This is a genomic window from Mesorhizobium sp. B2-5-4, assembly GCF_006441095.1.
GTDB lineage: Bacteria > Pseudomonadota > Alphaproteobacteria > Rhizobiales > Rhizobiaceae > Mesorhizobium > Mesorhizobium salmacidum.
Genome location: NZ_VFUR01000002.1, coordinates 244,764 through 267,399 on the forward strand (window position 1 = coordinate 244,764; position 22,636 = coordinate 267,399).

23 protein-coding genes are annotated in these 22,636 nt (G+C 63.1%); 12 read left to right on the plus strand and 11 right to left on the minus strand.

Going from position 1 to position 22,636, the window contains the following annotated elements; all coding sequences use genetic code 11:
* The first annotated feature begins 39 nt into the window (after window positions 1-39).
* The 4 genes from FJ492_RS03740 to FJ492_RS03755 all read left to right on the plus strand — a co-directional run bounded on the left by FJ492_RS03740 (window position 40) and on the right by FJ492_RS03755 (window position 4,556).
* On the plus strand, window positions 40-1,257 hold the full coding sequence (locus FJ492_RS03740) for a urate hydroxylase PuuD (protein ID WP_140768555.1): 1,218 nt from the start codon (window positions 40-42) through the stop codon (window positions 1,255-1,257).
* 2 nt (window positions 1,258-1,259) lie between these two features.
* Window positions 1,260-2,576: a guanine deaminase gene (gene guaD / locus FJ492_RS03745; protein WP_140768557.1), complete on the plus strand. Its 1,317-nt coding sequence runs from the start codon at window positions 1,260-1,262 to the stop codon at window positions 2,574-2,576.
* A gap of 214 nt (window positions 2,577-2,790) precedes the next feature.
* Window positions 2,791-3,294 carry a heme-degrading domain-containing protein gene (locus FJ492_RS03750; RefSeq protein WP_140716354.1) on the plus strand — a complete coding sequence of 168 codons (504 nt, stop codon included), beginning with the start codon at window positions 2,791-2,793 and terminating at the stop codon, window positions 3,292-3,294.
* The gene (locus tag FJ492_RS03755) at window positions 3,291-4,556 is read left to right on the plus strand and encodes a glycerate kinase (RefSeq protein WP_140748961.1); all 1,266 of its coding nucleotides are present in this window, start codon (window positions 3,291-3,293) and stop codon (window positions 4,554-4,556) included. Before FJ492_RS03750 ends, FJ492_RS03755 begins: the two co-directional genes overlap by 4 nt.
* A 108-nt stretch (window positions 4,557-4,664) precedes the next feature.
* Here FJ492_RS03755 and FJ492_RS03760 read toward each other — a convergent pair whose 3' ends face one another.
* From FJ492_RS03760 to FJ492_RS03770, 3 genes are all read right to left on the minus strand, one after another.
* Window positions 4,665-5,390 carry a UdgX family uracil-DNA binding protein gene (locus tag FJ492_RS03760; protein ID WP_281406150.1) on the minus strand — a complete coding sequence of 242 codons (726 nt, stop codon included), beginning with the start codon at window positions 5,388-5,390 and terminating at the stop codon, window positions 4,665-4,667.
* 117 nt (window positions 5,391-5,507) lie between these two features.
* Window positions 5,508-6,893, minus strand: a complete 1,386-nt coding sequence (locus tag FJ492_RS03765) for a glutamine synthetase family protein (RefSeq protein ID WP_181165948.1) — start codon at window positions 6,891-6,893, stop codon at window positions 5,508-5,510.
* 32 nt (window positions 6,894-6,925) lie between these two features.
* A complete protein-coding gene (locus FJ492_RS03770; RefSeq protein WP_140716362.1) occupies window positions 6,926-8,302 on the minus strand; it encodes an aspartate aminotransferase family protein in 1,377 nt (458 codons plus the stop codon).
* 151 nt (window positions 8,303-8,453) lie between these two features.
* Between FJ492_RS03770 and FJ492_RS03775 the strand changes: the two genes are divergently transcribed.
* The gene (locus FJ492_RS03775) at window positions 8,454-8,906 is read left to right on the plus strand and encodes a hypothetical protein (protein WP_140768559.1); all 453 of its coding nucleotides are present in this window, start codon (window positions 8,454-8,456) and stop codon (window positions 8,904-8,906) included.
* 15 nt (window positions 8,907-8,921) lie between these two features.
* On the opposite strand, the gene FJ492_RS03780 is transcribed toward FJ492_RS03775, so the two are convergent.
* The 4 genes from FJ492_RS03780 to FJ492_RS03795 all read right to left on the minus strand — a co-directional run bounded on the left by FJ492_RS03780 (window position 8,922) and on the right by FJ492_RS03795 (window position 11,944).
* On the minus strand, window positions 8,922-9,896 hold the full coding sequence (locus tag FJ492_RS03780) for a WD40 repeat domain-containing protein (RefSeq protein ID WP_140716366.1): 975 nt from the start codon (window positions 9,894-9,896) through the stop codon (window positions 8,922-8,924).
* Between the two features lie 94 nt (window positions 9,897-9,990).
* Window positions 9,991-10,518 (minus strand): GNAT family N-acetyltransferase, encoded by a 528-nt coding sequence (locus tag FJ492_RS03785; RefSeq protein ID WP_140716368.1) that lies wholly within the window; start codon window positions 10,516-10,518, stop codon window positions 9,991-9,993.
* Window positions 10,515-10,793 (minus strand): DUF1778 domain-containing protein, encoded by a 279-nt coding sequence (locus FJ492_RS03790; RefSeq protein ID WP_027142795.1) that lies wholly within the window; start codon window positions 10,791-10,793, stop codon window positions 10,515-10,517. Before FJ492_RS03790 ends, FJ492_RS03785 begins: the two co-directional genes overlap by 4 nt.
* Window positions 10,794-10,873: 80 nt before the next feature.
* Window positions 10,874-11,944, minus strand: coding sequence for a GTP-binding protein (locus tag FJ492_RS03795; RefSeq protein WP_140716370.1), 1,071 nt, complete (start codon window positions 11,942-11,944; stop codon window positions 10,874-10,876).
* 420 nt (window positions 11,945-12,364) lie between these two features.
* Between FJ492_RS03795 and FJ492_RS03800 the strand changes: the two genes are divergently transcribed.
* A complete protein-coding gene (locus tag FJ492_RS03800) occupies window positions 12,365-12,835 on the plus strand; it encodes a MarR family transcriptional regulator (protein WP_140506741.1) in 471 nt (156 codons plus the stop codon).
* 12 nt (window positions 12,836-12,847) lie between these two features.
* Here FJ492_RS03800 and FJ492_RS03805 read toward each other — a convergent pair whose 3' ends face one another.
* Window positions 12,848-13,717 (minus strand): AraC family transcriptional regulator, encoded by an 870-nt coding sequence (locus FJ492_RS03805; RefSeq protein ID WP_140768561.1) that lies wholly within the window; start codon window positions 13,715-13,717, stop codon window positions 12,848-12,850.
* 54 nt (window positions 13,718-13,771) lie between these two features.
* Between FJ492_RS03805 and FJ492_RS03810 the strand changes: the two genes are divergently transcribed.
* Window positions 13,772-14,179, plus strand: a complete 408-nt coding sequence (locus FJ492_RS03810) for a DUF2000 family protein (protein ID WP_140506737.1) — start codon at window positions 13,772-13,774, stop codon at window positions 14,177-14,179.
* Window positions 14,180-14,195: 16 nt separating this feature from the next.
* Here FJ492_RS03810 and FJ492_RS03815 read toward each other — a convergent pair whose 3' ends face one another.
* A complete protein-coding gene (locus FJ492_RS03815; protein ID WP_140768563.1) occupies window positions 14,196-15,440 on the minus strand; it encodes a multidrug effflux MFS transporter in 1,245 nt (414 codons plus the stop codon).
* A gap of 479 nt (window positions 15,441-15,919) precedes the next feature.
* Between FJ492_RS03815 and FJ492_RS03825 the strand changes: the two genes are divergently transcribed.
* From FJ492_RS03825 to FJ492_RS03840, 4 genes are all read left to right on the plus strand, one after another.
* Window positions 15,920-16,804, plus strand: a complete 885-nt coding sequence (locus tag FJ492_RS03825; protein ID WP_181165949.1) for a DMT family transporter — start codon at window positions 15,920-15,922, stop codon at window positions 16,802-16,804.
* A 65-nt stretch (window positions 16,805-16,869) separates the two neighbouring features.
* A complete protein-coding gene (locus FJ492_RS03830; RefSeq protein WP_140506730.1) occupies window positions 16,870-17,892 on the plus strand; it encodes a LacI family DNA-binding transcriptional regulator in 1,023 nt (340 codons plus the stop codon).
* Window positions 17,889-18,872, plus strand: a complete 984-nt coding sequence (locus tag FJ492_RS03835) for a 2-hydroxyacid dehydrogenase (RefSeq protein ID WP_140506728.1) — start codon at window positions 17,889-17,891, stop codon at window positions 18,870-18,872. The genes FJ492_RS03830 and FJ492_RS03835 overlap by 4 nt, the downstream gene beginning before the upstream one ends.
* Window positions 18,873-18,951: 79 nt before the next feature.
* Complete coding sequence (locus tag FJ492_RS03840; protein ID WP_181165950.1) at window positions 18,952-19,356, plus strand: hypothetical protein; 405 nt, start codon at window positions 18,952-18,954, stop codon at window positions 19,354-19,356.
* On the opposite strand, the gene FJ492_RS03845 is transcribed toward FJ492_RS03840, so the two are convergent.
* Window positions 19,357-20,130, minus strand: a complete 774-nt coding sequence (locus FJ492_RS03845) for a gamma-glutamyl-gamma-aminobutyrate hydrolase family protein (protein ID WP_140506725.1) — start codon at window positions 20,128-20,130, stop codon at window positions 19,357-19,359.
* Between the two features lie 263 nt (window positions 20,131-20,393).
* Here FJ492_RS03845 and FJ492_RS03850 point away from each other — a divergent pair, with 263 nt between their 5' ends.
* Window positions 20,394-21,503 (plus strand): TRAP transporter substrate-binding protein, encoded by a 1,110-nt coding sequence (locus tag FJ492_RS03850; protein ID WP_140716379.1) that lies wholly within the window; start codon window positions 20,394-20,396, stop codon window positions 21,501-21,503.
* Between the two features lie 97 nt (window positions 21,504-21,600).
* On the opposite strand, the gene FJ492_RS03855 is transcribed toward FJ492_RS03850, so the two are convergent.
* Window positions 21,601-22,629: a zinc-dependent alcohol dehydrogenase family protein gene (locus tag FJ492_RS03855; protein WP_140506722.1), complete on the minus strand. Its 1,029-nt coding sequence runs from the start codon at window positions 22,627-22,629 to the stop codon at window positions 21,601-21,603.
* Window positions 22,630-22,636: the final 7 nt, after the last annotated feature.

The following is a 22,636-nucleotide window of genomic DNA, read 5'->3' on the forward strand; positions in this document are numbered from 1 at the left end:
CCACACCGTAAAGTCACCGGATCGGCAGGGACGACTTCAATGACGGATTTCGCGATTTTCTGGGACTGGCTGAGCTTCGCCGTGCGCTGGCTGCACGTCGTTACCGGCATCGCCTGGATCGGCTCGTCCTTCTACTTCGTCGCACTCGATCTTGGCCTGCGCCAGCGCCCGGACATGCCGGTCGGCGCCTTCGGCGAGGAATGGCAGGTGCATGGCGGCGGCTTCTACCACATCCAGAAATATCTGGTGGCGCCGTCCGAGATGCCGGAACACCTGACTTGGTTCAAATGGGAATCCTACGCCACCTGGCTGTCCGGTTTCGCGATGCTGTGCGTGGTTTATTACGCCGGCGCTGACCTGTTCCTGATTGATCCCAACGTGCTGCCGATGTCGGTACCGGTCGGCATCCTGCTGTCGATGGCGACGATCGGCGTCGGCTGGGTGGTCTATGATCTCTTGTGCCGCTCGCCGCTCGGAAAAAGCGATACCGGCCTGATGCTGGTGCTCTATGGCGTGCTGGTGTTCATCGCCTGGGGGCTGACGCATCTGTTCACCGGCCGCGCCGCCTTCCTGCATCTGGGTGCCATCACCGCGACGATCATGTCGGCCAATGTCTTCATGGTCATCATTCCCAACCAGAAGATCGTCGTCGCCGACCTCATCGCCAGCCGCAAGCCGGACCCGAAATACGGCAAGATCGCCAAGCAGCGTTCGCTCCACAACAACTATCTGACGTTGCCGGTGCTGTTCCTGATGCTGTCGAACCATTATCCGCTGGCGTTCGGCACCGAGTTCAACTGGGTCATCGCCTCGCTGGTGTTTATCATCGGCGTCCTGATCCGGCATTATTTCAACACCGTGCACAAGCGTGCCGGCAATCCGCACTGGACGTGGCTGGGTGCCCTTGTCCTGTTCCTCATCATCATCTGGCTGTCGACCGTGCCGAAGGTGCTGACTGGCGAGCCCAAGGCCTCCGCCGCGGCTGAGGTCTATATCGCATCGGCGCATTTTCCGGCGGTGCGTGACACCGTGCTCGGCCGCTGCTCGATGTGTCATGCGCAGGAGCCGGTCTATGAAGGCATCTATCACGCACCCAAGGGGGTGATGCTGGATACGGACGCCGGCATCGCCGAGCATGCCCGCGAGATCTATCTGCAGGCCGGCCGCAGCCACGCCATGCCGCCAGCCAATGTCACGGAGATCACCGACAAGGAACGGGCGTTGCTGGTGGCGTGGTTCGAAGGCGCGGGGAAATAAGTATGATCTTGACACTTCTGCGTGGCCGCACGCTGTCCTTCGTGCGCTGGCCGCAAACCATCGACGACCACTCCGCCTGGCGCTACGAGGAGGACGGCGGGCTGCTGATAAGCGACGGCAGGATCGTTGCAGCAGGCGCCTATGCCGATGTCGAGAAACAGGCCGGTGAGACGGCGAAAAAAATCGACCACCGGCCGCATTTGCTGCTGCCGGGCTTCATCGATGCCCATGTGCATTTCCCGCAGATGCAGGTCATCGCGTCCTATGGCGCCGAACTGCTCGATTGGCTGAACACCTACACCTTTCCCGAGGAGACAAAATTCGCCAACGCCCAGCATGGCCGCCGCATCGCGCGCCTGTTCCTTGATGAGACGGTGCGCCATGGCACCACCACGGTTGCCGCCTACTGCTCGGTGCACAAGGCGTCGGCGGAAGCGTTCTTCGCCGAGTCGCATGCGCGCGATATGCTCAACATCGCCGGCAAGGTGATGATGGACCGCAACGCGCCCGAAGGCGTGCTCGATACGCCGCAATCAGGCTATGACGACACCAAGGCGCTGATCGCCGAATGGCACGGCAAGGGCCGCCAGCTTTATGCCATCACGCCACGTTTCGCCATCACCTCGTCAGCGGAGCAGATGGAGATGGCCGGCGCGTTGTGCCGCGAACATCCCGACCTGCACATGCAGACGCATCTGTCGGAAAACCACGCCGAGATCGCCTTCACCGGGGAACTCTACCCCTGGTCGAGCGACTACACCGATGTTTACGAGCACTATGGGCTGCTGGGCAAAAAGAGCCTGTTCGGCCACTGCATCCATTTGTCGGAGCGCGAGGCGGACGCGCTGTCGGACAGCGGTTCGGTGGCTGTGTTCTGCCCGACCTCGAACCTGTTCCTCGGTTCCGGCCTGTTCGACTATCAGCGCTTTCGTCGCCGCGACAAGCCGTTGCGCATAGGAGCCGCCACCGATGTCGGCGGCGGCACAAGCTATTCGATGCTGCGCACCATGGACGAGGGCTACAAGGTCATCGCGCTCAATGGCGAGAAGCTGAACCCGTTCCAGTCCTTCTGGCAGATCACGCGCGGCAATGCAGAGGCACTGTCGGTGGCGGACAAGATCGGTACGCTGGAGGAAGGCACCGATGCAGACATCGTCGTGCTCGATGCCAGGGCGACGCCCGCCATGCGGCTCAGGATGGAAACGGTCGAGACGCTGGCGCAGGAATTGTTTCTGCTGCAGACGCTTGGCGACGACCGCGCCGTGCGCGAGGTCTATGTGGCGGGGCGCGCGGCCAAGAGCGACATGATCGCGGGGTGAACCCCGTCTTGCCAACCGAATTGCGAAGGGCAATTCGGGGCAATCCGGCCTCTCCCCAAGGAGAGAGGAGGCCGCCGGCGCTGGCGCCAGGCTCTTCTCCCAACCGGGAGAACGCGGCCGCGCAGCGGCCGGATGAGGGCGCGCCGCGATGCAAGCTTGACCCGGCCGATGTTGTCGTACAAACGACACGTCACGATTTTCGGAGAAAAGAGACATGGCCGTTGCTGATGACATCGCTCTGATCAAGAGACAGGAAGAGACACTTGTCTTCGCAGCCTTCGACGAGGCCGTCGCCTTCGAGATAGGCGCAGCCATCCGTGGTCGTGCAATGGCCGAGAACCTGCCGATCATCGTCGACATCAGGCTATGGGACCGGCCGCTTTTCTATGCCGCCATGCCGGGTTCGAACGCTTCCAACCCCGACTGGGCGCGGCGCAAGATCAATGTCGTGAAGCGCTATCTCAGAAGCACTTACCGTCTGGTGCTTGAACAGCAACGTCCTGACCGCACCTTCAAGATCGGCGAGGGGCTGGATATTGCTGACTACGTGCTGGCCGGCGGCGGCTTCCCGGTCACGGTCAAGGGCGCCGGTGTCATCGGTGTGATCGCGGTGTCTGGCCTGCCGGAGCGCCAGGATCATGGCGTGGTGGTCGATGCGCTGTGCGATCACCTGGGCATGGACAGGCGCGAGCTGGCGCTGTCCCCGGACCCCGAATGACCGTGCCCGATCCCAAGGTTTTTCTTACCTCGATCTTCAATGCCGCCGTCGCCGCCGCCGATCCGGAGCGTACCATCCGCGACCATTTGCCGGCCAAGCCAAGGGGCCGCACCATCGTCATCGGCGCCGGCAAGGGCTCGGCGCAGATGGCTGCGGCCTTCGAAAAGGTCTGGGATGGCCCGATCGAAGGGCTGGTCGTCACCCGCTACGGCTATGGTGCCAAATGCGAGCGCATCGAGATCATCGAGGCGGCGCATCCGGTGCCGGACGTCGCCGGGCTCGAGGCCTCGCGGCGGCTGCTGGACAAGGTGCAAGGGCTGACAGCGGACGATCTGGTCGTGGCGCTGATCTCCGGCGGCGGTTCGGCGCTGCTGCCGTCTCCAGCCGCCGGCCTGACGCTGGCCGACGAGATCGCCGTCAACGAGGCGCTGCTCGCCTCCGGCGCGCCGATCGCGGCGATGAACACCATCCGCAAGCATCTCTCCACCATCAAGGGCGGCCGGCTGGCTGCCGCCGCATGGCCGGCCAAGGTGGTGTCGCTGGTGGTCTCCGACATCCCCGGCGACAATCCGGCCCTTGTCGCGTCCGGCCCAACCGTTCCCGATACCGGCAGCCGTGAAGATGCCCTGGCTTCGATATCAGCCTATGGCATGAAACTGCCGGACGCGGTCATGGCGCACATCCGGTCGCCTGCGGCCGACGCGCCAGATCCCGACGACAAGCGCTTTGCGCGTAACGAAGTGCATCTGATCGCCTCCGCCGGTGTGTCGCTGGAAGCGGCAGCAGTGGAAGCGAGGCGGCAAGGCATAGAAGCCGTCATCCTCTCCGATGCCGTTGAAGGCGAAGCGCGCGAGGTCGGCGGCGTCCACGCCGCGATTGCCCGCGAAGTGGCGACGCGCAACCGGCCCTTCCAAAAGCCGGTTCTGATCCTTTCTGGCGGTGAGACCACCGTGACCTTGCGGGCCAAAGGCAAGGGTGGCCGCAACTCGGAATTCCTGCTCGCCTTCGCCATCGGCATCAATGGCATGGAGGGTATTCATGCCTTGGGGGCCGACACCGACGGCATCGACGGTTCGGAAAACAATGCCGGCGCCTTCGCCGACGGCTCGACCGTTTCGCGCATGCGCGCGGCGGGCGTGGATGCCAAGGCGATGCTCGCCGGCAACAACGCCTGGACGGCCTTCAATGCCGTCGGCGATCTCTTCGTGCCCGGCCCGACCGGCACGAACGTGAATGATCTCAGGGCAATTCTCGTCCGCTAATGCATGTCGCCCAAGTGACCTCGGTTTTGGGGGAAGGACATTCATCAAAACAAAGACCTAAAGCGCGTCGCATGAGTCCGTTTCGACGCGACGCGCTTTAGACCGTAATCACGCGGCCATAAGCCGCTTCACCTGCTTCATATCCTGCAAGAACCGCTCGCGTTCGGCCTCTTTGTCGGCGTGATCACGAATGCGCAGGATGAAGGAGGGATGGATGGTGATGAAGACCCGCAAGCCATCCTCGCGTTCGATCACCTGGCCGCGCATCTTGGTCACCGGTATCGCCTTGCCAAGCAGGGACAGCGCCGCCGTAGCGCCGAGCGCCACGGCGACGTTCGGCTTGATCAGGTCAAACTCCTGGTCGAGCCACCAGCGGCAGGCTTGAACCTCGCCGACATTCGGCTTGGAATGGATGCGCCGCTTGCCGCGCGGCTCGAATTTGAAGTGCTTGACCGCGTTGGTGACGTAGACCTTCAGGCGATCGACCCCGGCATCGTCCAATATGGCATCGAACACCTTGCCCGCCGGGCCGACGAATGGCTGGCCGGCGATGTCTTCCTGGTCGCCCGGCTGTTCGCCGACAAAAATCACCTTGGCATTGTCAGGCCCTTCACCGAATACCGTCTGCGTCGCATCGCGCCAAAGCGGACAGCGGCGGCATCCCTTGGCGACCTCTCGCAATTCGGAAACCGTGTCCGCGGCATCGTCATCAGGTGTTTCGGCTGGCTGCTGCTTCGGCCAGTGCCTCGCCTGCACCTTGGCGTGGTGCGGCGCCGGCGTTGTTGGCATCTTCGCAATCATATCTCTGGCGGCCTTGTCCGCTCTCGCGATCAAGTCAGGAATGAGCGAGCCCTCGGGAAGGTTCCGCCAATATTTCTATGGGTAGGGCGATACGCCACCTCATTTTGATGACAACGGCGAAAAAGTGATCGTCGCCGGGTCCCGCAGCCATCAGACTTCGTGCAGGTAAAGATGATAGTCCAGTTCGCTGACCGTGCGCGCCACGCGCAGGTATTCGGACTGCTTGATCGCCACGAAGGTGCGGTGCAGGTCCTCGCCGAGCGCGCCTTTCAGAAAGCTGGACGCCTTGGCTGCTTCGATGGCGGCGCGCCAATCGGCCGGCATCGTCGTACGGGTGACGGACGCCTCATAGCCATTGCCGGTCGTTTCGGGGCCTGGATCGAGCCCTTCATCGAGGCCTTTGACGATGCCGGCGAGTACCGTGGCCGCAATCAGATAGGGGTTCGCGTCGACGCCGGACGGACGATGTTCGATGCGCCGGTTTTTCGCATCGCCCGCCGGCACGCGCAGCGCCACCGAGCGGTTGTTGACGCCCCAGGTCGGCGCGACCGGTGCATAGGATTGCGAGACGAAGCGGCGCCAGGAATTGGCGTGCGGCGCAAACACCAGCATCGATTCCGCCATGGTCTGGATCAGCCCGCCGAGGCCACGCAGCAGCGGCAACGACCAATTCTCGCCGGCTGCTTCCGAAAAGACGTTTCGGCCGTCCTTGTCCTGCAGCGAGACATGGAAATGCATGCCGGAGCCGGCATATTTCTCGATCGGCTTGGCCATGAAGCAGGCGGTGACGCCGTGGCGGCGCGCCTGCGCCCGCACCAGCCGCTTCAGCATGACCAGATCGTCCGCCGCCCGGATCACGTCCTTGCGGTAGTTCAGCGTCAATTCGTACTGGCCAGGCGCATATTCCGAGATCACCGTCTCGGCCGGAATGCCTTGCGCTTTGGCGGCGGCGTAGATGTCGGAGAACAGCGGCTCCATGCCGTGCAGATGGTCGACGGAATAGACTTCCGTCTTGCCCGAGACGCGGCCATCAAGCACCGCGCGCGCCGGCTGCACCTTGCCCTCGACATCGCGCTCATTGGCCAGCAGAAAAAACTCCAGCTCGAAGGCGCCAGCCGGATGGAGGCCCTTGGCCGCCAGTATGTCGACCTGCCGGGCAAGCGCCAGCCGCGGGTCCGACGACATTGGCTGGCCGTCGAGATGGTGCATCGCCATCAGCACCTGGCCGCGGGGCGGGTTCGTGCCGTAAAGCGGCACCAGCGTGCCGGGAATTGGCCAGGCCCTGAGATCGCCATCGCCGCTGTCCCAGATCAGCCCGGTTTCGTGCACATCCTCGCCGGTGATATCGAGGCCGAGGATCGAGATCGGCATATGCCGGCCGCCTTCGAAAATGCTTTTCAGCTCATGCCGGCGCACGATCTTGCCGCGCCCGACGCCATTGGCGTCGGTCAGCACGATATCGAAGGCCTCGACCTCGGGATGGGCGTCGAGGAAGGCTTGCGCCTCGGTGGGCGTCGAGCCCGAAGGTGAAGTCATGATGGAACTCGGGTTTGGCTTGGTGGCTTGTCTCATGCCGCAAGCTTTGCCGCAACCGAGCCAAAAGCGGTGATCAGCCGGTTGACCTGGGCGCCTGACGTTGCCGGTGAGATCAGCATCATGTTGTGGAAGGGTGCGATCAGCACGCCGCGATTGACCAGCGCGACATGGATGGCGGCCTCCAGTTCCGGTGCATGTGCATCCTCGGCCTCGGCGCCATTGCACAGCGGGCCGGGCGCGCAGATGAACTCAATGCGGGCCCCGACACGGGAGACATGCCAGGGCAGACGATAGCGATTGATCACGCCGGTCAGCCCAGCATCGAGCCGCCGCGCCAGATGATCCATGCGGTCGTAATTCTCCTGCGTCATCACCTCCTCGAGCGTGGCGCGCATCGCCGCGAACTGCAGCGGGTTGGCCGACAGCGTCGTGCCCATGCCGGAATAGCCAGGCTCTTTCGTCCTGTTGTAGTCGGCATAGCGCGACGCGACCTCCTCGCTCATCCCCCAGACGCTCGCCGGCACGCCGCCGGCAATCGGCTTGCCCAGCACGAACAAGTCCGGCTCCAGGCCATATTTCCTGGTGTAGCCGCCCGGGCCGGTCGAGATCGTGTGCGTCTCGTCGATCAAAAGCAGCGTGCCCGCTTCGCGCGTCAACTTTCGCAGCGCATCATGGTAGCCGGGATCGGCAAGCACCATGCAGGAATTGGTCAGCACCGGCTCGGCGATGACGCAAGCGACATCCCTGTCCTTCAGCGCCGCTTCGAGAGCGGCGACATCGTTGAATTCGATGACCTTGGCCGTTCGGGTCAGGTCGCGGAATTCGCCCGCCAGTCCGGGCCGGTTGATTGGTTTGCCGTCGATCAGCCGCACCATCGTCTCGTCCACCGAGCCGTGATAGCAGCCGTTGAAGACCAGGATTTTTTCTCTCCCAGTGATGGCGCGGGCGACGCGTAGCGCGAACCGGTTGGCGTCGGTCGCCGTCGTCGCGATCTGCCAGAAAGGCAGGCCGAAGCGCTGCTGCAGCAGCGGCCCGATGGCGAGCGCGTCTTCCGAAGGCAGCATGTAAGTCAAGCCGCGCCCAGCCTGGCGGCGAATGGCGCGTGCCACCGGCGGAGGCGAATGGCCGAACATCGAACCGGTGTCGCCGAGGCAGAAATCGTCGAGCTTGTTGCCGTCCATATCGGTGATCGTGGCGCCGCGGGCACTATCGACCAGGATCGGAAACGGCGTCGGCCAGTCGTTCATCCAGTGCATCGGCACGCCGCCGAAGAAGCCGGGGACACCGTTGCCGACCTTGGCCTGCGATTTTGGCCGCGCCTTGCGGAATACGGCACCTTCCGTCTCGCGCAATTGCGCGATGCGGTCGCGGCTGATACCGCCGATGGTTTTTGAACTGTCGCTGTGCATGAAAACCCCCTCTGGCACGTTCCTCTTAGCCAATCCACCTCCGCAACGGCAATTGGCCGCGCGGCCGTTCTGCATTGGCTCAGCTCTAGCTGGCGGCGCTTGACGCTCTGCGCGAAGTCGGCGCCAATGGAACGGAATTGGGGCAAGGGAAATGCGGACGATCATCTGCGTGACGGCACTGTTCCTGTCGGCCGGTACGGCTTTTGCGACCGGCGGCATCTGGTGCTCCGTCGATGATTCACAGGTGAAATTCCAGGTCGATGCTGGCGTCACCACTGGCATGGGCGGCCCGACCTTCAATTTTCGCGGCGACCTGGAGATCAAGGCAGGGCCGGCCGGCGATCATCTGCGCAAGGCCACTTTCGAGAACTCCAACCTCACCCAATACTGGCTCGACAACAAGGAGCTGCGGCTGAACATCTACCACGAGCAGGAGGTGGCCAAGACCTACAGTTCGGTCGAACTCACGATCCTGACCAGGGCCAGCGACGAGGGCGTCTATGATGGAGACTACAAACTCGCCGTCTATGACAGCACGGCCGACAAGGACAGCGATGGCAAGCCGGTCGATCTGACCGGCAAGGTTTCCTGCGGCGCCGAGTAATCCGCTGTTTCGAAACTACGCAGTGATGTCGATGACGCCGCAGTCGCCGGCGGCACTGCCGAAGGCGACGCGGCGTTCTTCCTTGTCCCACATCATCGCGGTGATGGCGCCTTTGCCCGGGCGCCGCAAAAGCACTTCCTTGGCGTCGGAAAAGCGCACGGCCATGACCATGCCGTCGTCATAGCCGACGGCGACGACATCCTGGCTCGGGTGGCAAGCGACCGCCGTCACCATGGCGTTGCCGCGCGTGCCGAGTTCCAGCGGCGCCTTGCCCATCGGCCCGTCCTTAGCCGAAAACGGCCAGACGATCGCCGCCGGCGCGCCGGAACTGGCCAGCCACTTGCCTTTCACGCTCCACGACAGGCTTTTAACCTTGCCGGGATAGCCGCTCATGCGCATGTGCTTGCCGTCGGCGAGTTTCCAGCCATGCAGGGCGTTTTCCTGCATGGTGGTGACCAGAAAGGCGCCGTCCGGCGAGAAGGTGATGCCGGTGTGGGCGCCCGCCCATTCGAGTTCCACCGGCTTGCCTTCGGCGGCCGGGAAATGCAGCGTCGCGCCATTGTAGCGAGCAACGCCGAAGCGCATGCCCTTGGGCGAGAACGCCAGCCCCTCGACCGAGCGCGGATGGGCAAATTCCCGGGTCTTGCCATCGGCGAAGCGCACGAAAGCGGTCTTGCCCGTGGCATAGGCGACGGCCCCTTGCGGCCCGGCGGCAACGCTGGTGATCCATTTCTTGCCGGCGCTCGCCACCTCCTGGGTCTCGCCGCCGGCTTTGACGGCAAACACCTTGCCGTCCTCGCCGCCGGTGATCAGCCGGTCGTTGGCCGCGTCATGGAAAGCCGCGAGCAGCCCATCATTGGCCTGCACAGTCTTGTGGCCATTGTCGAGCCGATGGACGGCACCATCGGCCAGCGCGAAATGCGGCACATCGCCAAGGAAGACGGCGGTAACGCAATGGCCTTCGAGATCAAGCGGGGCGACTGTGGGCATGATTGTCTTTTTTCAACTGAATGAGATTACAGAGGCGGCTTACTCGACGTTTGCGGTTCCGGCAACCGGCAGATCAGATGGCGAGAGGCTGTCATCAAAGCAGCCCCTTCGCCCGCAGATCGGTTGCGAACGTCGCCAATGGCATCACCAAGGTCAGATCCGATCCATCGAGACGCTCGGCCCCGTAGCTGGCATACCATCTTGCGGCCCGCTCGCTCTTGGCATCGATGATGAGCAGGATGCCGCCGCCTTCGCCAGCAAGTCGCAAGCAGCGCAACGCGGCGGCGGCAAGCAGTTGACCTCCGAGTCCTTGCCTGGCGACGCTGCGGTCGGTCGCCAGCCGGGCAAGCTTGAAGCCGGAAACCTCGTGCCGCGCCAAGCCTCTCGTCATCGTCTCCGGCACGGTTTCATGAGCAATGGCTGACGGCGCGATCGTATAGAAGCCAAAGATCCGCTCCAAAGCCGTGTCGTCGATCGCACAGAAAGTCTTGGCGGCATTTTGTTCGTGGCTTTGCCGCGCGAACCGCCGCAGAAAATCGTTCATCTGCGCATCGCCGCAATCGAACGAGGCCCGATCATGGCGTTTCGCAATCGGCTCCTCGTGCCAGGCGGGAAGCGTCACAGAGTATCCGGCAAGGCTGCGATCGCTGCTCGGAGCTTGGCATTGGGTTTCGGCGGGTTCTCCAGCAGATCGAGTATACGTGTGAAATCGCGGTCGGACACTTTCGCAACCTCGGCTGCTTCGATTACGGCCTGTGCTTCCGGAACCACCTTGTTGAGAATGAAGTCGGTAACGTCCTGATGAGATAGCGCGGCAGCGCGCGCGATCATCGCCTTCTGCGCAGGCGCGATGCGGATTTGATAGCGCTCCGTTTTGTTGTCGGCCGACCTGGGCATCGGAAATCTCCTCGGGTCCATGTACACATGATATGTGTACATGGATCCATAGTCAATCTCGAGAGCCCTTCAATACAGCCCTACGAGGCTTGGCAGGCCTCGAAACTCTTCCTCAGCCGCTCGGCGTCGAGTTCGCGGCCGATGAACACCAGCCGGCTTTCGTGCTTCTCGCCGTCCTTCCAGGCGCGCTGGTGGTCGCCTTCGATGATCATGTGCACGCCCTGGATGACATAGCGCTCATCATCGCCCTTGAGCGCGATAATGCCTTTCAGTCGCAGGATGTTGGGACCTTCCATCTGGGTGATCTTCTCGATCCAAGGGAAGAATTTCTTCGGGTCCATCTCGCCGCCGCGCAGCGACACCGACTGCACCGTCACGTCATGGATGTCGGAAGGATGCGCGTGATGGTCATGCCCATCATGATCATGATGGTGGTGATCGTGGCCATCATGGTCGTGATGATCATGATCATGGTCATGGTGATCATGATCGTCATGCGACTCGAGGAAATGCGGATCGTTTTCCAATGCCCGGGACAGGTCGAAGGCGCCGCGGTCGAGCACTTCCGACAGCTCGACACCGGCGCGGGTCGTACGATGGATCCTGGCCGCCGGATTGATGGCGCGGATCGTCGCCTCGACCTTGGCGAGTTCTTCCGGGGTCACAAGGTCGGTCTTGTTGAGCACCACGACGTCGGCGAAGGCGATCTGGTCCTCGGCTTCCTTGGAATCCTTGAGCCGCAGCGGCAAATGCTTGGCGTCGACCAGCGCCACCACGGCATCGAGCTTGGTCTTGGAGCGCACGTCGTCATCCATGAAGAAGGTCTGCGCCACCGGTACCGGATCGGCGAGCCCGGTGGTCTCGACGACGATGGCGTCGAAGCGGCCGGGCCGGCGCATCAGGCCCTCGACGACGCGGATCAGGTCGCCGCGCACCGTGCAGCAGACGCAGCCATTGTTCATCTCGTAGATTTCCTCGTCGGATTCCACGATCAGCTCGTTGTCGATGCCGATCTCGCCAAATTCGTTGACGATCACGGCGTAACGCTTGCCGTGGGTCTCCGACAGGATGCGGTTGAGCAGCGTCGTCTTGCCGGCGCCGAGATAGCCGGTAAGAACGGTTACGGGAATCTGCGTCTGTGCGTCGCTCATGGCTTGCCTCGAAATGACTGGGCCCTGAAATCCAGGCCGCGAAAGGGATTGTCGGCTCCATATAGGATGTGCGCCGGGCTTTTGCACGGGGCAAACCATGGGCCAAATTTAACGGCTGGGATTCGTTCTGACATCGTGGCCGCGAAAAGCGGTCGCCGCCGCGCGATGGAATGATCAGGGGGGCGCCTTGCCCGGGCTGCCGGGTGTCGGACCGCATTCACGCAGCGGTTGGTCCGAATGTCCTGCACGCGAAACTCGTTTGTCATCTAACTGAAATAAACATCTGGCATCACCACGGCGGACACCGCAAATGCTTGCCGGCAAAGCTGTTTCGGATGCCGGATTTTTTTCGATCGTTGATTGCCAACCGGCCGGCTGCGTCTATGCTGTGCGCACCGGTACGGCCGAAGAGGGATGACCATGGCCAAGGCGGACAAGACTGCAACGATGAGCCGGCTGCATTCGGCGGCAAGGCTGGCAAGGACCGCGCTGGCGGCACGGCTTCTGGCGCACGGCTTCTACGCCGGCCAGGACCAGATCATGCTGTCGCTGGACCGCGAGGACGGCCAGACACCGGGCAACCTTGCCGGGCGTCTCGGCGTGCGTCCGCCGACCATCACCAAGACCATCAACCGGCTGCAGGCACAGGGTTTTCTGGAAAAACGCGCGTCGAACTCCGATGCCCGCCAGGCCCATATCTTCCTCACCGATATCGGCCGTGAAACCATCCGTGCTATCGAGAAGTCGGTGAAGAAGACCGAAAAGCAGGCGCTGAAGGGCCTCGACAAGAAAGACCAGAAGGCGCTGTTCAAGCTGCTCGCCCGTATCGAGGCCAACCTCTCCAACGAGGAATTGGTGCTGATCGACGACGACGCCGAGGCGGACGAATGATCTCTTCGGCTATCAAGCCGCCGCGGTAGCTCCGTGGATCAAGGACGACCAGCGTCCCGGTGTCATGCCGAACGCTTTCTTGAATTGCCTGTTGAAATGGCTCTGGTCGCTGAAGCCGGCCTCGACCGCGATCTGTGCCAAGGGCTCGCCGGCGGCGATCATCCTGCGCGCGCTCTGAAGCCGGCGCATCACCAGGAAACGATGCGGACTGGTCGAGAAGGCCGCGCGGAAATGTCTCGACAGGGCATAGCGGTCGAGACCCGTGATGGCTTCCAACTCGTCCGAACGCACGGGCCGGTCGAGGTTTTCCGAGAGATATTCACGCGCCAGTGTCACCGCTCGCCACGCCGTCCCGGCTAGTGCCTTTGCCGGCTGACCGGCATGCCGGGCGAGGCTTTGCATCAGTTGAGCCAGGAAGTCGTCGACGAATAGCTCGTCGAGTTCCTGCTCCAATGGCCCAAGCGCCGAAAGCAGCGTCGCGCGGAAGGCATCGTCGCTCACCACGCCGTCGCTGACGAACGGCAGCGCTGTGCCGCCGAGACAGTCGAGCATCAGTGACGGCTCGAGATAGAGCATTCTGTAGCGCAGGCCTTCCTCGGTGCCCGCGCCGCCATCGTGCAATTCGTCCGGATGCAGCACGATGATCTGGCCTGGCAGGCTGTGCCGCGCGGCACCTCGATAGCGAAAGGTCTGCACGCCGCGCAGCGTCACCCCGATCGCATAGGTGTCGTGGCGATGCGGATCGAAGGCGCTGCCGTGAAACCGCGCCTCGATGCGCTCCATCCCCGCAGGGTCGGTAGCGGAGATGATGCAGCTTTCAGCGGCATCGGCGCACAAACGTCCAAGACCCTCGAAGGCCTGACGGTCTAGTTCGAACGACATCGTCTCCTTCAGCCTCGCAATACGGGGCCCTAACCTCGAATGGCGCATTTTCTCATGTTCGATACGAAATTTGCAATCGTACTGCGGGAAGACTTGCCCGTTTGGCAGAAACTCAACGTCACCGCCTTCCTGACCAGCGGCGTCGTCGCGCAATTCCCCGACATCATCGGCGAGCCCTATCGCGACCGCGCCGACAATCTTTACAATCCCCTGTCGATCCAGCCGGTCATCGTGCTCTCGGCCGACCATGCGGCGCTTGGTGCGATCCACCGGCGTGCGCTGGAACGCGGCGTCACCACCTCGCTCTATGTCGAGGAGATGTTTTCGACCGGCTTCGACGCCGCCAATCGCGCCGTCTTTGCCGAATTCGCGCCCGAAGACGCCAAGGTGGTCGGCATCGCGCTGCGCGCCGACAAGAAGGTCGTCGACAAGATCACCAAGGGTGCCCGCATGCATGCATAGAGGCAAACTCACAAACTCAATCGGCTGGCTGCCGACGATCGAGAAGAGCGGCATACAGTGCCGCCAGCAATGCGAATACCGCCGACACCAGCATCATGGAAAAAAGCGCTGGAGCTGAATCTGCAAGAAACAGGCCGGCGATGGAGGCGATGAGTGCCCCGCCGCCGATCCTCACGGCGGCGGCCAGTCCTGCGGCGGTGCCAACCAGATCCGGCTGTACCGACAATGCGCCGCTGTTGGCGGCGGGCATGGTCAACCCGTTGCCGACACCGATGAACACGCAAGGTCCAAAGAGGGCCAGAACGTGCGTGGTGCCAAAGCTTGACAGGACCAGGCCGACCAGCAGACCCGCGCAGGTCAGGAGGCGTGCAAAAACAAGTGTGGCGCTCAGCGAGATCTTCGAGGCGTAACGCCCGGCCAAATAGCTGCCGAGAATGAAGCCGGTCGGGACTAATCCCATGTAAAAGCCGAGCTTCATGCTTGATCCACCGAGCGCATCACCGACGATCAATGGCGCTCCTCCCAGGAACACATAAAGCACGCCCATTGAGCAGGCCATGCACAGGGTGTAGGCCCAAAACCGCGCTGACCGGAGGAGCAGTCCATATGAGGCAACGCAGTTCCCATTGGATCTCGACAATGGGGTGGCCGTTCTCCTGATTTCGCGCACGGACAAGGCCAAGGCGGCCGCGCCGAGGATCGCGAAGACAATGAAGCTTGACCGCCATCCGAACAGTTCGTCCAGGGACCCGCCAAACAAAGGACCGACCATTGGTGCGAGCGCCCACCCCATGGCGAGATAACCAAATTTGCTGGCGGCTTCGCGCTCACCTGATGTCTCTTTGATGATGACCAGAGCGACCGAGTAACAGGGGCCAATGCACGCTTGCATAGCGCGAAACAGAAGAAAAATGCCGATGTTGGGGGCCAGGGCGCAGCCGATGGACGCGGCGACGAAGATCGAGAGAGATGCCAAGACGACCAGCCTTCGCCCAAATCGGTCCGATATTGCGCCTCCGACGGCCTCTATGAGGGCGGTGATGATCGCAAAGCCGGCAATCGACAGATTGACCAATGCGAAATCAGCTTGGAACGTTGCGGCAATGTTCGGCAGCGACGGCAAGATCATGTTCACCGGCAACACTGCAAGAGCTGAAAGCAAGATAAGAGTGATTAGTCGGGGTGGAGCCGCCGGTTCGGAGAATATCGTTTTCCTGATTGTGTCCGTGCTCGGACTCGGAATGGGGTTATCGCTCGCCATGATCTCGTTCGCCTGGTCAGTGGGATTGAAGTGAGGGTCTGACGGGGCGGCCCGAATTCCGGGCATAAAAAAAGGCCCCGTCAGGAGCCTGCTTACCGCGCATGGGTGCTTTCGCCCGATGGTTACACCATCCTGCCCATGCGCTCGCTTACCACGATGAAAATCATTGCGATGTTCATGGCATCACGGCTAGGCGGAAAGGTGCATGTCGTCAAGTCGGCATGCTTCGACGTCGATCAACAAAAAAGACCATGGAGCCTGCACTCAGACTTGACCTGAGCGGATGGCGGTTTGGGCCGTGAAATGCCGGAAGAGGCTAAGCCTGTCCAGGCGTCTTGTTGTGCCAGACGCTTTTGGCTTGCCGGCAAGCGACAATTCCCGCAAAAGGTGGGCTCCAGCCCAGCTTTTCCCCCGGCCTGCACGTGAATCCTTCCCAAAGAAATGCAGAAAGCGCGACGCCGCCGGCGGCGATCCTGTGCATGCTGACGACCTATGTCTTTTTCACCTTCCTCGACACCAGCAGCAAATATCTCGTCCTTGCAGGCGTCTCCGTCCTGATCGTCGCCTGGGTGCGCTTTGCCGTGCATGTCGTGCTGGTCGGGGCGCTGCTGCGCGGCTGGCGCGAGCCGGTGCGGTTTCGCCCGGTCAACTTGCCCGCGCATGTGATACGCGGCGCCTTCCTGTTCGGCTCGACCATGTTCAACGTCCTGGCGCTGCGCTCCCTGCAACTGGCCGAGACGACATCGATCTATTTCTTCGGGCCGATGGTGATCACCGCGCTTGCCGGCCCGCTGCTGGGCGAATGGGCCGGCTGGCGGCGTTGGCTGGCGATCCTGGCCGCTTTCGCCGGGGTCTTGATCATCACGAGGCCGGGTGTCGGTGTTTTCGGCGTCGGACATCTCTTCGCGCTCGGCTCGATGCTGTCGAACTGCTTCTATGTCATCATGACGCGCCGCATGTCGGCGACCGAGACGTCGGAAAGCCTGATCCTGTTCTCGGCGCTGGCGCCGGCGGTGCTGCTTTTACCCATGCTGCCGTTCTCCTTTTCCTTGCCGCACGATGGGTGGCACTGGTTCGTCCTGCTCATGCTTGGTGTGTTCGGCGGCGTCGGCCATTGGCTGCTGGTGCAGGCCTATCGGCTGGCGACGACCACGGCGCTGGCGCCCTATCCCTATTCGCAGATGGTGTGGATGATCATTTCCGGCTGGCTTGTCTTCAAGCAGTTCCCCGACCGCTGGACGCTGGTCGGCGCCGCCATCATCGTCGCCAGCGGCCTCTACATCGTCCATCGCGAACACCGGCTTCGGCTCCGCAGCCGCGCGGCCTCGGATGTCGAGGCCGAAGCGCTGGCAAAAAAACTTTGATTTGGCCCCGATCGATGGCATAAGGCCGCCCTTAAACAGTTTAAAAAACGACGGGGAGCGAAAGCCTGGCACAGAAGATCAAGCTGTCGACGATCGCGGATGCGCTCGGCGTGTCCACGGCCACGGTTTCGCTGGCGCTGCGCGACAGTCCGCTGGTCGCCGGCTCGACGCGCGACCGCATCAAGGAACACGCCCGCGCCATCGGCTATATCTACAACCGCCGCGCCGCCAGTCTGCGCACCTCGCGCTCGGGCATTGTCGGTGTCGTCGTGCACGACATAATGAACCCGTTCTTCGCCGAGATCCTGCGCTCGATCGAGAGCGAGCTCGATCGCAGCCGGCAAACCTTCATCCTGTCCAATCATTATGATCAGCTCGAAAAGCAGCGCACCTTCATCGATACGCTGCTGCAGCTCGGCGCCGACGGCGTCATCATGTCGCCGGCCATCGGCACGCCCGCATCAGATATCGTCATGGCCGAGGACAACGGCTTGCCGGCGGTGCTGATCGCACGCACCGTGGAGGGCGCCGACGTGCCGGTGTTTCGCGGTGACGATGCCTATGGCACGGGCCTCGCCACCAACCACCTGATCTCGCTCGGCCACAAGCGCATCGCCATGATTGGCGGCACCGACCAGACCTCGACCGGGCGTGATCGCTACCAGGGCTATGTCAATGCCATGGAGGCGGCGGGGCTTGAAGTCAGACCGTCCTGGCGCATTGCCGGCCCGCGCACCAAGCAAGCCGGCTTCGAGGCGGCCGGGCAGTTCCTGGCGCTGAAGGACAGACCGACCGCCGCCTGCTGCTGGAACGACCTCGTCGCCATCGGCCTGATGAACGGCATAGCGCGCGCCGGCCTGGTGCCGGGCATCGACATCTCCGTCACCGGCTATGACGATCTCGAGGAGGCGGCGATCGCAACGCCGGCGCTGACCACCGTCTGGAACGGCCAGCGCGAGGTCGGTCGCCGCGCCGCCAGCGCGCTGCTCGACAAGCTCAACGGGCAGACGGTGCGGCCCTCGCAGGAATTGATCAAGCCGGAACTGCATGTGCGCCAGTCGACCGGCAAGCCGGTGGAGCGTGCATGACCAGGGCCAAGGATCTGCAAGCCGTTGCCATTTTGGTGCCGGCGGATTTCAGCGATCACGCCGTCGGGCGTATCCAACGGACCTTCAGGCGCGTCGGCATCGAGCGCGCCGATCCGGCGCTGGTCACCGAGGAGATGCGCCGCGCCGTGCGTGGCATCGCATCCTTTGCCGGCATCAGTGCGGCGATGATGGATGCGTTGCCCAATCTCGAACTCATCGCCTCCTTCGGCGTCGGCTATGATTCGGTCGACGTCCACCATGCGGCGGCGAAGAACATCATGGTCACCAACACGCCCGACGTCCTGACCGAGGAGGTCGCCGACACCGCGATCGGCCTGCTGATCAACACAATCCGCGACCTGCCGCGCGCCGAGACCTGGCTGCGTGACGGCAGCTGGGTGCGCAAGGGCAACTATCCGCTGAGCCGGCTGACCTTGCGCGCGCGCCGTGTCGGCATTTTCGGCATGGGCCGCATTGGCCAGGCCATTGCACGGCGGCTGGAGGCGTTCGGACTGCCGGTCGCCTATCACAATCGGCGTCGTGTCGAAGGTCTTGCCTACCAATATCACGCGACGCTGAAGGGCTTGGCCGAGGCAGTCGACACGCTGATTTCGGTGGCGCCCGGCGGTGCATCGACACAGAAAGCGGTCAATGCCGAAATCCTGTCGGCGCTCGGCGCGAACGGCGTCTTCGTCAACATCGGCCGCGGCAGCACCGTCGACGAGGCGGCCCTCGCGGCCGCTCTCGCCGACGGCACCATCGCCGCAGCCGGGCTCGATGTCTTCGCCGACGAGCCGAATGTCCCCAAGGCGTTGCTCGACTTGCCAAACACCTCTCTGTTGCCGCATGTCGGCTCGGCCTCGGAGCACACGCGCCGCGCCATGGCCGATCTGTGCGTCGACAATCTGGTGTCGTGGTTCAGCGAACGCCGGCCGCTGACACCGGTGCCCGAGACGGCGCATGTGAAGGCTCGCCCTTGAGCGGTGGCGCTGCCATCCCTATTAACGTCGGCTTAACCCTTTGAAATCATTCTTCATCCTGTATGCTGGATGAAGAATGATGAAAACGCTTTCCGCATTGATCGCCGCCGCCGCGCTGTTGGGCGGCATTCAACTGTTTCATGACGGCAGCGGGGAAAGCACTGCCAATGAGGCCACGCAGTCCAATGCCTACAGGCTGGTTGCCAATGGCGACGAGGGGGCCTGCGCGGTCACGCGCGGTGCCTCGGTCTCGGATGGCCTGTCGCTGTTGACCGTGGCTCCGAATTGCCGACGGCTCCTGCCGGGCCTCGAGCAGGCGAAATTCTGGCGCGAGCAAAACGACGGAACGGTCGCCTTCAGCGCCAACGGCATAGATCCGATCGTCACCTTCGCCGTGGCTGACGGCAACGGCTACGAATCCTACGCCCCGGCGCTGCCGTTGCTGTCGCTGGCATCAGACGGTGGCTTGAAGCGCGGAAACTGACTACTCAGCCGCGGCCCGTGCGCCGGCTTTCGCCGCCGCGTGCAAACGCACCGCATCACCGAAAGCGCGAAAAATCTTGGCGGAATTGCTGTCCGATTTGACCCAGTATTCGGGATGCCACTGGACGCCGACGGCGAAGGCGCGCGCGCCCTTGACCGAAACCGCTTCGACCGTGCCGTCGGCGGCGACAGCCTCGATCTCGAGCTTCGAGCCCAACCGGTCGATCGCCTGGCGATGCAAGGAATTGACCTTGATGTCGCCCGCGCCGAACACGCCGGCGAGGCAACTGCCTGGCTTGATCGAAATGGTCTGGTGAATGGCGAAGCGCTCATCCTGTTTGTCGCTCACCGCCGCGCGGTGGTCCAGCGACCCCTCGCGCTCCTGGATCTCGGTGCCCAGCGTGCCGCCAAGCGCCACGTTCAGCTCCTGGATGCCACGGCAGATGGCAAGCAGCGGCACGCCGCGCTCGATCGCCTTGCGGATCAGCGGCAGCGTCGTGGAGTCGCGCGCGGTGTCATAGGGGCCATTGGCTTCGCTGGCATCGCCGCCATAGAGTGAGGGATCGACATTGGATTTCGAGCCGGTCAGCATGACGCCGTCGACCGACGACAGGAGTTCGTCGAAGTCCAGCCGGTCGCCGAACGAAGGCACGAGCAAGGGGAAAACGCCGGCACCTACGATTGCTGCTTCCAGATATTGTTGGGGCGCGGCATGCCAGGTGTAGTTGTCGAATTGACGGACGTCGGTCGATATGGCGACGAGCGGCTGCTGCATTTTGGGTCTGTTTTCCATCTGGCAAGGGATGTCCTGCCTTTAAAATAAGCGATCCCCGGGCATTTTTCCAGCCAAGTTTCGGCGTGCCGCATGGGCCAGGAAACCGCCTGTTAGACTATAGTTGCAGGATCGCGCGGCTTCGCCACCAAATCCGGCCGCGGTGCTGGACTCGACTCCTTGCCCGTGTATTGTTTCGTGCGAACCGATGCGGGGGCCGAGGATTTCCCGAACGTCGGTCTGTTGATCCAAAAGGGAGGAACTGCATGGATCGTCGTTCATTCATACGCAAGGCCGGCGTCACCGGCGTCGGCGCAGCCGCGGCAGCGGCCACGCTCGCCGCACCGGCAATAGCCCAGTCCAATACCAAGGTGACATGGCGGCTGGCGTCCTCCTTCCCGAAGTCGCTCGACACCATCTATGGGGGGGCCGAAGTGTTCTCCAAGATGCTGTCTGAAGCCACCGACGGCAATTTCCAGATCCAGGTCTTTGCCGCGGGCGAACTCGTTCCCGGCCTGCAGGCCGCCGACGCCACCACGGCCGGCACGGTCGAGGCCTGCCACACGGTGGCATATTATTACTGGGGCAAGGATCCGACATGGGCGCTGGGTGCGGCGGTGCCCTTCTCGCTCAACGCGCGCGGCATGAATGCGTGGCACTACCATGGCGGCGGCATCGACCTGTTCAATGAGTTCCTCGCCACGCAAGGTCTGTTCGGCCTGCCGGGCGGCAACACCGGCGTGCAGATGGGTGGCTGGTTCCGCAAGGAGATCAACACCGTCGCCGACCTCTCCGGCCTCAAGATGCGCATCGGCGGCTTTGCCGGCAAAGTGGTGCAGAAGCTCGGCGTCGTGCCGCAGCAGATCGCCGGCGGCGACATCTACCCGGCGCTGGAAAAGGGCACCATCGACGCCGCTGAATGGGTCGGCCCCTATGACGACGAGAAGCTCGGCTTCTACAAGGTCGCGCCCTATTACTACTATCCAGGCTGGTGGGAGGGCGGCCCGACCGTCCACCTGATGTTCAACAAGGCGAAATACGATGAGCTTTCGCCGACCTACAAATCGCTGCTGCGCACGTGCGCCCAGGCCGCCGATGCCAACATGCTGCAGAAATACGACTACGTGAACCCTCCGGCGGTGAAGCGGCTGGTGGCCGGCGGGGCGAAACTGCGTCCGTTCAGCCAGGAGATCATGGCCGCGTGCTTCGAGAAGGCCAACGAGGTCTATGCCGAAATGGAAACCTCGAACGCGCCGTTCAAGAAGATCTGGGAATCGATCAAAGGCTTCCGCAAGGAGCACTATCTCTGGGCGCAGGTGGCCGAATACAACTACGACACCTTCATGATGGTCCAGCAGCGCAACAGCAAGCTGTAGGCGATCGCACTTTATTTGTTCGAAGCCCCGGGGCTCTTCTGTCCCGGGGCTTTTCCTCAACGGCGACGGCAATTGCCAGACGCCCGAAGCCCGCGCCTCAGCCCAAACCCGGCACCGCCAGCACCTTCACTTCGCCTGGAGCCGGCGCGTTGGCGATCACCGCCGGCGCCTCTTCGAGCGTGACTTGCCTGGAGATCAGCTGGTCGATCTCGATGGCGCCCGACGCGATGAGCGCGGCGGCGCGGCGGTGTGTGTAGGGGTTGAGGAACGAGCCCAGCACCTTCAGCTCCCGGAACAACAGGTCGAAGGGCTCGAATTCCGCTTTCATGCCTTGCGGCGTCACGCCGACGATGACGACGGTGCCGCCGGCCCTTGCCAGCCGCATCGACTGCTCGACGGTCTCGCGCACACCGGCGCATTCGAACACGACGTCGACGCCGTCTGGCATCAGGCCGGTCGGACCGGCGATGGCATCGATCACATCGGCGGCTGTGGGGTCGACCGTCGCCGTCGCACCGAGTTCCCTGGCAAGCGCGCGCCGCGAGGCTTGCCTTGTCGACAGGATGATGGTGGTGGCCCCGGCAAGCCGCGCCAGTTGAACGGTGAGCAGGCCGATGACACCGCCGCCGAGCACGACAACCGAACTGCCTGGCTTGATCTCGGCAAGGTCGACGCCGTGCAGGCAGCAGCCGAGCGGCTCGCAGAAAGCGCCATGTGTCGGCTTCATATCCGCGGGAAGGACAAAGGCCTGTTTCTGCGGCATCACCACATAATCGGCAAAGCCGCCGTCGCGGTGGATGCCGATGGCGGTGAGATTGCTGCACAGATTGACGCGGCCGGCATGGCAGTGGCCGCAGCGTCCACAGGCGATGTTGGGATCGCCAGTGACCCGATCACCGACAGCAAAGCCTGAGACGGCGGTGCCGATCGCCTCGATGATGCCGGAGAATTCGTGCCCCGGCGTCACCGGCGGCCTGCAGGGAAACTCGCCGTGAAAAAGATGCCGGTCGGTGCCGCAGACACCGCAGGCCTCGATCCGCACCAGAAGCTCGTCCGGACCGGGGGCCGGCTTGGCGACCTCGCGCAGCGCGATGCTGCCCACTCTCTCCAGCCGCACGGCTTTCATGGCGTCT